Origin of the sequence: Aeromonas veronii bv. veronii (genome assembly GCF_000820225.1) — a bacterium.
GTDB classification, from domain to species: Bacteria; Pseudomonadota; Gammaproteobacteria; order Enterobacterales; family Aeromonadaceae; genus Aeromonas; species Aeromonas veronii.
In genome coordinates this window covers 74,620-84,882 of the sequence record NZ_CDDK01000005.1, presented here as the reverse complement: position 1 = coordinate 84,882, position 10,263 = coordinate 74,620, and the positions used below count along the sequence as shown (strand labels likewise).

General features: G+C 59.1%; 12 protein-coding genes. 6 read left to right on the top strand and 6 right to left on the bottom strand.

The window, feature by feature from the left end; translation table 11 throughout:
* Window positions 1-342 precede the first annotated feature (342 nt).
* Together BN1139_RS02465 and fabR are read right to left on the bottom strand one after the other, a co-directional pair.
* Complete coding sequence (locus tag BN1139_RS02465; protein WP_005348493.1) at window positions 343-708, bottom strand: YijD family membrane protein; 366 nt, start codon at window positions 706-708, stop codon at window positions 343-345.
* A 19-nt stretch (window positions 709-727) separates the two neighbouring features.
* Window positions 728-1,348 carry an HTH-type transcriptional repressor FabR gene (gene fabR, locus BN1139_RS02460; protein WP_005339921.1) on the bottom strand — a complete coding sequence of 207 codons (621 nt, stop codon included), beginning with the start codon at window positions 1,346-1,348 and terminating at the stop codon, window positions 728-730.
* Window positions 1,349-1,495: 147 nt separating this feature from the next.
* On the opposite strand from fabR, the gene BN1139_RS02455 reads away from it, so the two are divergent.
* Window positions 1,496-2,614, top strand: a complete 1,119-nt coding sequence (locus tag BN1139_RS02455) for a fatty acid desaturase (RefSeq protein WP_005348495.1) — start codon at window positions 1,496-1,498, stop codon at window positions 2,612-2,614.
* A 210-nt stretch (window positions 2,615-2,824) separates the two neighbouring features.
* Here BN1139_RS02455 and BN1139_RS21615 read toward each other — a convergent pair whose 3' ends face one another.
* A complete protein-coding gene (locus tag BN1139_RS21615; RefSeq protein ID WP_005348505.1) occupies window positions 2,825-2,980 on the bottom strand; it encodes a hypothetical protein in 156 nt (51 codons plus the stop codon).
* Between the two features lie 175 nt (window positions 2,981-3,155).
* Between BN1139_RS21615 and BN1139_RS02450 the strand changes: the two genes are divergently transcribed.
* On the top strand, window positions 3,156-3,782 hold the full coding sequence (locus tag BN1139_RS02450; protein ID WP_005348507.1) for a lysoplasmalogenase: 627 nt from the start codon (window positions 3,156-3,158) through the stop codon (window positions 3,780-3,782).
* Window positions 3,783-3,859: 77 nt separating this feature from the next.
* Here the strand turns inward: BN1139_RS02450 and BN1139_RS02445 are convergent, their stop codons facing one another.
* Both BN1139_RS02445 and BN1139_RS02440 read right to left on the bottom strand, forming a co-directional pair.
* Window positions 3,860-5,413 carry a DHA2 family efflux MFS transporter permease subunit gene (locus BN1139_RS02445; protein WP_005348509.1) on the bottom strand — a complete coding sequence of 518 codons (1,554 nt, stop codon included), beginning with the start codon at window positions 5,411-5,413 and terminating at the stop codon, window positions 3,860-3,862.
* Window positions 5,413-6,465, bottom strand: coding sequence for an HlyD family secretion protein (locus tag BN1139_RS02440; RefSeq protein ID WP_005348510.1), 1,053 nt, complete (start codon window positions 6,463-6,465; stop codon window positions 5,413-5,415). Before BN1139_RS02440 ends, BN1139_RS02445 begins: the two co-directional genes overlap by 1 nt.
* A 96-nt stretch (window positions 6,466-6,561) precedes the next feature.
* On the opposite strand from BN1139_RS02440, the gene BN1139_RS02435 reads away from it, so the two are divergent.
* Complete coding sequence (locus BN1139_RS02435; RefSeq protein ID WP_005348512.1) at window positions 6,562-7,464, top strand: LysR family transcriptional regulator; 903 nt, start codon at window positions 6,562-6,564, stop codon at window positions 7,462-7,464.
* A 9-nt stretch (window positions 7,465-7,473) separates the two neighbouring features.
* Entirely contained in the window at window positions 7,474-7,788 is a 315-nt protein-coding gene (locus BN1139_RS02430) for a putative signal transducing protein (protein WP_005339933.1), read from the top strand.
* A gap of 11 nt (window positions 7,789-7,799) precedes the next feature.
* Here the strand turns inward: BN1139_RS02430 and BN1139_RS02425 are convergent, their stop codons facing one another.
* Complete coding sequence (locus BN1139_RS02425) at window positions 7,800-9,083, bottom strand: dicarboxylate/amino acid:cation symporter (protein ID WP_005348522.1); 1,284 nt, start codon at window positions 9,081-9,083, stop codon at window positions 7,800-7,802.
* 209 nt (window positions 9,084-9,292) lie between these two features.
* Between BN1139_RS02425 and BN1139_RS02420 the strand changes: the two genes are divergently transcribed.
* Window positions 9,293-9,538: a YecH family metal-binding protein gene (locus BN1139_RS02420; RefSeq protein ID WP_005348534.1), complete on the top strand. Its 246-nt coding sequence runs from the start codon at window positions 9,293-9,295 to the stop codon at window positions 9,536-9,538.
* A 99-nt stretch (window positions 9,539-9,637) separates the two neighbouring features.
* Entirely contained in the window at window positions 9,638-10,237 is a 600-nt protein-coding gene (locus tag BN1139_RS02415; RefSeq protein ID WP_013724175.1) for a YhgN family NAAT transporter, read from the top strand.
* The last annotated feature ends 26 nt before the right edge of the window (window positions 10,238-10,263 follow it).

Genomic DNA, 10,263 nt, shown 5'->3' with positions numbered 1-10,263 from the left:
CCACCAATATCTGGCTTTTCCCTGACAAGTAAGAGTGCCAGATAGCCGGTTATTTCCATCATTTTCTGGCTATATCCGAGCCCTATCAGTTTCATTCACAGCCATTTGAGCGAGTCTAGAGGCGGCCAAATCAGGCTTCTGCTGCCTGCTGACTACAGGGCAGCTCCATATTGACCACCCCCTCTTCCATTTGCACGTCGATCTTGAAGCCAAGCCGTTTGGCTAGGTTGGGAATACCGAGATTGCCGGATTAATCAGGTACCGTTCAAGCAAAGAGGCCTTCCCGACGGGAAGGCCTCTTTGCTTTATCTATCAACTGATTACCATCACTCGGTCGATTTATCAGCGCTTCTCTTTGTTGCCAATGCTCAGGCCGAGCTTGATGGAGAGGGCCGCCAGTAACAGCAGCATCATGATCAGGGAGAAAAAGTTGCTGCCAAGCTCCGGGTATTGCACCTTGAGCAGCGCGGAGTGGCCGAAGACACCGATAAAGAAGCAGAGCAGGGTGCAGATGGGGGTGTTGCCCACCATGGGTTCATGGCGATAGTGCTGGAACAGCTGATAGGCCGCCAGCCAGAGGGCAATCAGCGGGAAGAAGGAGAAGGGCACGACCGAGTTGGTCAGTACGGCCAGAGAGGCATCGCCACAGATACCAATCAGCATGGCCATGGCGAGCGGTTTTTTCGGGATCATAAGCTGTTCAGGCATGTCGTTCTCCATCCTGTGGTCATGGGTGAGGTTCACGGCGCTTCTGGTTTTGTACCTCGGCGCCCATGGCGATCATCCGCAGTTGGCGAATAGTGCGATCGGAGAGTGCCCGGCACTCTTCGCTGGTCATGTCGAGCGCATCGGCACCGGCACTGAAGACGATGGTGACCATGGCTTCTGCCTGGATGTAGGCATCTTCCCGTGGTGCTTCTGTGGTGGCTTCCAGATAATCGGTCAGCTCTGCGATAAAGTGCTGGATTTCGCGAGCCACCGCCTGACGAAAGGCGGCCGAGGTGCCGGAGCGTTCCCGCAGCAGCAGCCGGAAGATGTTGGGGTTGTTCTCGACAAACTCCATAAAGGTTTGCACCGAGGTGCTGATGACACTGCCACCACCGGCAATGCGCTGGCGTGCCTGGCGCATCAGTTGGCGCAGAGTGAGACCTCCTTCGTCAACCAGGGTCAGGCCCAGCTCCTCCATATCGCGAAAGTGGCGATAGAAAGAGGTTGGGGCGATGCCCGCTTCGCGAGCGACTTCCCGCAGGCTGAGATTGGAGAAACTCCGATTGGCGCACAGTTGGCTGAATGCAGCATCGATCAATGTACGCCGGGTTTTTTCTTTTTGTTGAGCGCGAATACCCACGAAATCAGTCACCTTCAGCTTAACGAGGACAAATGATAACCCGAAGGCGCCTCAGGATCAGGTTTGTATCCTACTTTTTTACCATTGACCGTGAGGAAATCACCATAGAAAATGGCTAACAGCTGTTCGCTGAAAGGATGCAATGAGATGGCCAGACCCCCCATTATTTTGACTAATACCCTTCTGTTTTCCCTCTCCGGGATAGTGGCGTTGATTGTCGTACCCTGGTACGGCATGAGCCATGGTTACGATCTCTGGCAGTGGGCCAGTTTCCTGTTGTTGTTCTGCCTTAGTGGTCTCTCCATCACCGCAGGCTATCACCGGCTCTGGTCGCACAAGGCCTACAAGGCGCACCTCGCTTTGCAGTGGTTGTTTGCCATCGGCGGTGCGTTGGCGCTACAGAATTCGGCCCTGCACTGGTCGGCCGATCACCGCCGTCACCATCGTCATGTGGATGACAACGATAAAGACCCCTATAGCGCGGGGCGCGGCTTCTGGTATTCCCACATCGGCTGGATGCTGCGGGAGCATCAGGGAGATCGCTATGGCGATTACAATAATGTGCGTGACCTGCAGAACAACCCGGTGGTCGCGTTTCAGCACCGTCACTATCTGACGCTGGCGCTGGCGGCCAATCTGGGGCTGCCGCTGCTGCTAGGCCTATGGCACGGGGATATGCTCGGCATGTTGCTGTTGGCAGGCGTGCTGAGAATGGTGATGACTCACCACACCACCTTCTTCATCAACTCGCTGGCCCACATCTGGGGCAGTCAGCCCTATACCGATCGCAATACCGCTCGCGATAACGGCATTCTGGCTTTTTTCACCTTTGGCGAGGGGTACCACAACTTTCACCACCTGTTCGAGAATGATTACCGCAACGGCATTCACTGGTGGCAGTTCGATCCGACCAAGTGGTTGATCCGGCTCGCCTCCTGGTGTGGTCTGGCGGGGGATCTCAGATCCTCGCCGGAGGAGCGTATCGAACAAGCCCGGCTGCAGATGCAGCTGAAACGGGCACAAGCCAAGTTGCGCAAGCAGGAAGATCGCGAACTGTGGCAGGCGCTGCTGCAGGAGGAGTACGACAAGCTGAGCCAGCAGTTGCAACACTATTACGCCAGTCGCAAGCGGCTGCTGGAGCTGCGCAAGCGCAAGGCGCTGGCGCGCTATGACCGCCTCAAGCTGCAACTGGAGTACCGGGCCGTGCGTGACGGCTTCATCGCTGGTAAACGCAACTGGAGTCGTTTGCTGGCAGGTATTGCATGATGCCGTCCGGTTATCACAGAGACTAAAAGAGAAGACCGCCTGCTGGCGGTCTTCTCTTTTATGATTCAACTCAAGCTAGTTGGCTTGGCTCTGCTGTTGCTGCAACTGATCCAGTGCCTGTTGCTCCTGCTGGCTAAGACCCAGCTGTTCGCAGGCCTGCTCAAAGCTGATCCCCAGATAGCGCATCATGATATCCAATAACGGGAGGGCTTAGTTGGCTTGGCTCTGCTGTTGCTGCAGCTGATCCAGTGCCTGTTGCTCCTGCTGGCTAAGACCCAGTTGTTCACAGGCCTGCTCAAAGCTGATCCCCAGATGGCACATCATGATATCGATGGCGGGCAGATAGTTCTTCATAGCTTCTTCCATGGTGATCCTCCAGACCCGTCACTTATGCCCTGAACCACTCGGGGCGGCAATTAGACTTTAGGCTTAGTCCGTCCATTTGATAAGCACCCCTGCCACTGGGGGAGGGAATTTGTTACCCTGCACCATGATAAAAACGGTTGCCGTATGACTGCGAGCAACAGGTGAGGAGCAGGGCATGTTATTGAGTTTCTTGATCATCGCTTCAGGTTGGTGGCACATCCGTGCTGCCTACGGTTCAGACAGCCGCCAGTTCTATATCAGCAAGCCACTGACCATGTTGCTTATCATCGCGTTGGCGTTCGGCTACCAGAGTTATGACCACGACGGTTCCCACGCCTGGATCCTGCTCGGCCTTTGTCTCTCGCTGGCGGGCGATGTGCTGCTGATGCTGCCAAGTGATCGCTTCATTCAGGGGTTGGCGGCATTTCTTGTCGCGCATCTCTGCTATATCGTCGGTTTTGCCCAAGGGCCGTTGTTGCTCAATCTGGTGGATGGTTTGCTGCTGTTGCTGATCGCCGGTATGGTATTTGGCCTGCTGTGGGGCAAGCTGGGGGAGATGCGGATCCCGGTCTTTTGCTACATGCTGGTGATCATCGGCATGGCCTGGGTGGCCGCCGGAGCCTGGCACGCCTCTCTCACTGCCGGTTCTGCCGCCGCTCTGGTGGGGGCGCTGATGTTCCTCTTCTCCGACAGCATGCTGGCGCTCGATCGCTTCCGCCGCCCCTTTCCCCACGCCCGCGCCTGGGTGATGAGCAGCTACTTCGCGGCGCAATTCCTGATTGCAGGGTCGCTGGCGGGATAACGTCTTCTGGTTGAGTGCAGGTAACAGATAACGAAAAACGGGCATTGGCCCGTTTTTCGTTTTATGCCCGGCGTTTTTCACGCTTCTAGCGGTTCGGCATCCGCTGCCCGTGGGGCGGGGGATTTGAGCAACAGCATCAGGCCGCTGGCGATCAGCAAGAAGATCCCCATGATGTAGAACACCTGGTTGTAGGCCATGATGGCCGCTTCCCGGTTGATGGTATTGGCTAGCATGGCGTGGGCTTGCTGCTCGGCCAGCTCGGGGCCGGAACCCTGTGCCATCATGCTCTGGGCCAGCTGCAGCAGATAGGTTTGTCCCTCGATGCTGCTGGCGGGCAGAGTGCTGCCAATCTGCAGCACATGGGTGCGGGTATCGTTGTCGAGCAGGGTCGAGATAATGGCGATACCGAACGCACCACCGAGGTTGCGCAGTACGTTGAGCAGGGTCGAGGAGGAGGGGATCTCGTCGTGACTCAGGCTGGCGGTGGCGACCAGGGAGAGCGGCACCATGATGAAGGGTTGCCCCAGCGCCCGCACGATAAGCGACTGGATCAGCTGCGGCCCGGCGTAGTCGGCACTCATGTTGACGTTCATAAAGCAGCTGACGGCGAAGATCAGGAAGCCGAAGCTCACCAGATAGCGCGGGTCTATCTTGTGGGTCAGTTTGGGCACCAGTGGCAGCACCAGCAGTTGCGGCAGCCCCATCCACATCAGGACTTCGCCGATTTCCAGCGCGTTGTAGTTGTGGATCTGGGTCATGTAGAGCGGCAACACATAGATAGATCCCATCAACGCCATGCCGAGGATCAGATAGGCGAAGCAGGCCAGCGCGAAGCGCGGGTTGTGCAGCAGCCGCAGATTAACCAGCGGGTGACGGCGGATCAGCTGGCTGATGACGAAGAACACCAGCGCTACCGCCGAGATGACCGCCAGTCGCACGATGAAGCTTGAGCCGAACCAGTCTTCCCGGTTGCCCTCTTCCAGTACCACCTCCAGCAAGCCGAGGCCAAGCGCCATGGTGACGATGCCGATGAGGTCTACCCGCTTGATCACGGCCCAGTCCACCGGTTTTTTATCCAGCCCGTGGGCCAGCATGGCCATCACCAGCAATCCTGGCGGCACGTTGAGATAGAAGATGTAGTGCCACGACATCTGCTCGGTGAGCCAGCCGCCGAGGGTCGGACCGATGGCAGGAGCGAAGGTGGCACAGAGACCGAACAGCGCCATGCCGGTGGCCCGCTTTTGTAGCGGCAACAGGGTGACGATGAGAGAGAAGGCCATCGGGATCAGCGCCCCGCCGGTGAAGCCCTGTAGCGCCCGGAAGACGATCATGCTGGTGAGGTTCCAGCTGAACGAGCAGAGCACGGAGGCAGCGATAAACGCGCCTGTGGTCCAGAGCAGGTAGCGGCGCACGCTCAGCCCCCGGCTCAACCAGCCGCTCAGGGGGATGGCGATCATCTCCGCCACCAGATAGGAGGTGGAGATCCAGGAGCTTTCGCTCAGGGTGGCCGACAGGGCCCCCTGAATATCCTTCAGGGAGGCATTGGTGATCTGGATATCGAGGATGGCCATGAAGGCGCCGATAAGCCCCCCCATGACCGCGATCCAGTTACGACGTGGAATGGGTTCCATCAGTTGGCAGCCACCACGGGATCAGGAGTGCGGGTATCCACGATCACTTCGGTGGAGAGACCCGGCAGCAGCTTGCCTGCCAGCGGGCCTGGCTCGGGGATGCGGATCTTCACCGGTACCCGCTGCACGATTTTGGTGAAGTTGCCAGTGGCATTCTCCGGTGGCAGCAGGGCGAACTTGGCACCGGTCGCAGGGGCCAGGCTGTCGATGATCCCCTCGACCGGTTGATCCGGGTAGGCATCGAGTACCACTTCGACCTTCTGGCCCGGCTGCATATGGGCGAGCTGGGTCTCCTTGAAGTTGGCTTCGACCCACACCTGCTGCAGCGGCACCAAACTGGCGACCTGCATGCCGGACTGGACGTAGAGGCCTTCCCGCAGACTGCGCTTGCCAATGATGCCGTCAGCAGGCGCCCGCAGTTCGGTGTAGCCGAGCTCCAGCTTGGCCTGCTCCAGTTGTGCTTCGCTCAATGCCAGCTTGGCCAGATTCTGTTTGCGCTCGGCATCCAGTACTAGCAGTCGCTCACGGGCCGCCTGCAGGGCGGCTTGGGCCTCCCGGGCTTGCGCCTGATTGACCTGCAGGCCGGCACGCACCTCGTCCAGACTGTCTTGCGAGCTGTAGTGGCGCTGGTTGAGCTGACTGATCCGGTTGACCTGCTGGCTGGCGCGCAGCTGTTCGGCATTGGCGGAAGCGACCTTGGCCTCGGCCTGCTGGATCAGGCTCAGTTGTTGGGTGCGGGTGGCGGCCAGATTTTCGGCCGTCGCCTGATTGAGGCGCAGGTCGGCTTCGGCCTCCGCGACCCTGGTTTTGTATTCGCGATCATCGAGACGAGCGATCAGTTGGCCCGCTTTGACCGGCTGGTTGTCGGTGACCAGCACTTCGCGGATATAACCGGGTAGCTTGGAGCTGATCCCGGTCACTTCACTTTGCAGATAGGCGTTGTCGGTGCTTTCAAAATAGCGGCCGTGAAGATACCAGTAACCGGCGAACAGCAGACCGAGCAGCGCCAATATCATGGCTGCCAGCAGGGGAATTTTTTTGTGTTGACTCATTTTTGTGATTCCTGAACTTAAGGGGCGCAGGCTAACACTGGTCAACTGTTTCGATTAGTATTGGTTCACGAGATATACAGTTTCACTGGTGCAACAATGGACCTCAATGCCGCGTTAATTCTGGTGCGTATCGTCGATAAGGGCTCGTTTACGGGGGCCGCCCGCGAGCTGGGAATGACCAAGGCGATGGTCAGCCGCCGCATCGCTGAACTGGAACAGCGGCTCGGAGTGCGTCTGCTCTATCGCTCCACCCGTCAGCTCACTTTGACCGAGGAGGGGGAGAAGTACTACCTGCACTGTAGCAAGGCGGTCGATGCCCTGACCGAAGCCGAGCTGATGCTGAGCGCCAGCCAGCAGGAGGTGACCGGCACTCTCAAACTGGCGGTGCCCATCGAGACGGGGCAACTGGTGGTCGGGCGCTTGGTCGCCAAGTTTTTGCAGGCCTATCCCGCCCTGCAGGTGGAGCTGGAGCTGACCAACCGGGTGGTAGATCCCATCAGCGAAGGGCTGGATGCGTTGGTGCGGATTGGCGACATGAGCGACTCCAATCTGGCGGCGCGCCGACTCTGGAGCACCGGAAGGCTGCTCTGTGCCAGCCCGGACTATCTGGCCCGCAGCCCGGTCATCGAGCGGCCGGAGGATCTGGCCAACCACGAGCGGGTGACGGTGAGCAGCGGGTTTCTCGCCTCTCACTGGTGTTTCGAGCTGGATGGCAGAGAGGTGCTGGTTGACCCCCCATCCCGTTTTCGGGTCAATAATATTACCTGTGCCCGGGAGGCGGCGAAGGCGGGGCTGGGGTTGGCTTCGTTACCCGCTATGCTCTGTCAGGATGAGCTGGCCAGCGGCGAGCTGGTGATCCTGCTGCCAGAGTGGCAGCAACCCAGGGTGCCGATTTATTTGCTGTTTCCGGAGCGGCAACTGATGCCGCGCAAGTTGCGGGCATTCATCGATTTCATGATTGATAACGGCGCCGAGTTTGGCATCGACAAGTTGTTGTAAGGGGGAGCTATGGATAACTGGATCAATCTCTATCGCGCCTCACACACCCTGGAGGCACACGCGTTGAAAGGGGCGCTGGAGGCGGAAGGGGTGCTGGTGCGCCTCAATGGCGAGGGGCTGTCGGGCGCCCTTGGCGAACTGCCGGTCGACATGTTGCAGGTGACCCTGATGGTGCGGGCCGAGGATCGCAGCAAGGCAGGACGGGTCATCGAGCGTTACCAGCAGCGTCAGGGTAATGGCTGGCTGTGCGGCCAGTGCGGGGAGGAGAACGGCGCCAACTTCGACGTCTGCTGGCGCTGTCACCACGATCCTCACGACAGCTGAGCTTTCTTCTGCTAGCGCGGCGGGAACTCGATATCTTCCCCTGCGCTGGCATCGTGATAGGTCGCCAGATCCAGCTCGTTTTCGCTGCGGGCGATCAGCACCGACACCAGAATATCCCCCGATACGTTGACCGTGGTGCGCGCCATGTCGAGGATCCGGTCAATGCCTGCAATCAGTGCCACCCCTTCCAGCGGCAAGCCCACCGCCGTCAGGGTCAGGGTCAGCAGCATCAACCCGGTGCCCGGGGTGCCTGCGGTGCCGATACTGGCCAGGGTTGCGATGCTGATGATGGTCAGGTAATCGACCATGTGCAGATCCACACCGAATGCCTGAGCTACGAACAGCGCAGTCACTCCCTGATAGAGGGCGGTGCCATCCATGTTGATGGTGGCGCCGATGGGCAGCACCTTGGCGGTGATGGCGGGGGAGACTCCCAGCCGCTTCTCGGCGCAGGCCAGACTGATGGGCAGGGTGGAGTTGCTGGAGCTGCTGGTAAACGCAACCGCCTGGGCGTCAACGATGCTCTTGAAGTAGTGCAGCGGATTGAGCCGTGCCAACAGGAGCAGCAGGGTGCTGTAGACCCCGAGCACGTGCAGCAGGCAGCCGAGGTAGACGGCGCCGATCACCTTGAGCAGCGGTAGCAGCAGGTCGAGGCCGTACTTGCCGGTCATCCAGGCCATCAGGGCGCAGACACCGTAAGGGGCGAGCGCCATCACCATCTGGGTCAGCTTGAACATCCCCTCGGCCAGCGAGGTGAAGAAGAGGATGGCGGGGCGGCCACGGCGACCGCTGGCATTGAGGGCGACCGCCAGCGCCACCGCAAAGACGATCACTTGCAGGATCTTGCCATCCACCATCGCCTGTACCGGATTGCTCGGTACCAGATGGCTCAGCACGCTGGCCAGGGTGGGTGGTTCCGACATGCCGATCCGCTCATAGGGGCCCATGTCGGCGCCCATGCCGGGCTCCAGCAGCCAGCCCATCATCAAGCCGATGCAGATGGCGATGGCGGTCGAGCAGAAGTAGAGGCAGATCGCTTTGCTGCCGATGCGATCGAGGGCCTTGCCCTTGAGCAGCGAGGTGAGGCCGGCGATGACCGAGCAGAAAATGAGGGGCACCATCAGCATCTGGATGGTGTTGACGAACAAGACACCAAGGGGCTTGAGCAGCAGGGCTTGCTCTTCAAAGCCGACACCCAGACCCACCCCTGTCAGCATGCCGAGCAGGGTCTTGAGCCAGAGTGGTCGGCGGGTCCAGATCTGCCAGGGCTTGAGAGCCTCTCCATGGAACAGCATGACGCCAATATCCTTATACATTGTCTGCGATGGCCAAAAAGGGGCGCCAGTGTAGCGATCCCTGACGCGGGTTGCCACATTATCGACAAAGCGGTGGCGGTGACCACTCCCCTGACCAGGAAATGCGCAATTTATTGGCCTATATCAAGATCTCTTCGGGCGGGGAGATATTTAATTGGCATTAAATATGTTCATTATTGAGGTGAGAGATGTCGCAATCGGTTCATGGTCACGAAGTGATGGAGATGATGCTGGCGCAAGGAGGGCAATTTACCCGTGCCAGCCTGAAGCAGGCGATGGCCGAGCGGTTCGGTGCCGAGGCCCGTTTTCATACCTGTAGTGCCAACGAGATGGATGCGGAGGCGCTGATCGACTTTCTGGCTGCCCGCGGCAAATTCATCGACTCCGCCGAGGGTTTCCAGACCCGCGCCGACAAGATCTGCAACCACGGTTAATCCCGCTGCGAGCGCATCATGGCGCTCGCTCAATTCTTCGCCCTTTGCTATATTTCGCCCCCTCTCTTTTCCCTATTCAGGGCGTAGCCCGGGCGTTGTATGGATACTTTTTCTGCCGCAGTCATGCTGTTTCTGATCATGGACCCGCTGGGCAACCTGCCGGTCTTCCTCTCTATTCTGCGTCATATCGATCCCAAGCGACGCCGCAAGGTGATGGTGCGCGAGCTGCTCTTCTCGCTGGCCATCATGATGCTGTTCCTGTTCGTCGGTCAGCAGATCCTCGGTTTCCTCAACTTGCGGCAGGAGGCGGTCAGCATTGCGGGGGGCATTATCCTGTTCCTGATCGCCATCAAGATGATCTTCCCGAGTGAGGGGGGCGTGACCGGGCTGGCGGCGGGCGAGGAGCCCTTCCTGGTGCCGATGGCGATCCCGATGATCGCCGGTCCTTCTATCTTGGCTTCTTTGATGCTGCTGGCCAATCAGGAGCCGACCCGAATGGTGGACTGGTCGCTGGCACTCTTTCTGGCCTGGGCTGCCAGCGCGGTGATCCTGATGTTCTACGAGGTATTCAACAAGCTGCTGGGTGAGCGGGGGCTCACTGCGGTGGAGCGGTTGATGGGTATGCTGCTGGTGATGATCTCGGTCCAGATGTTGCTGGACGGGGTACATCACTATCTGGCGGTGACCGGTCAGGGCTGAGTGAGTTACATCTTGAAGTGAATGAA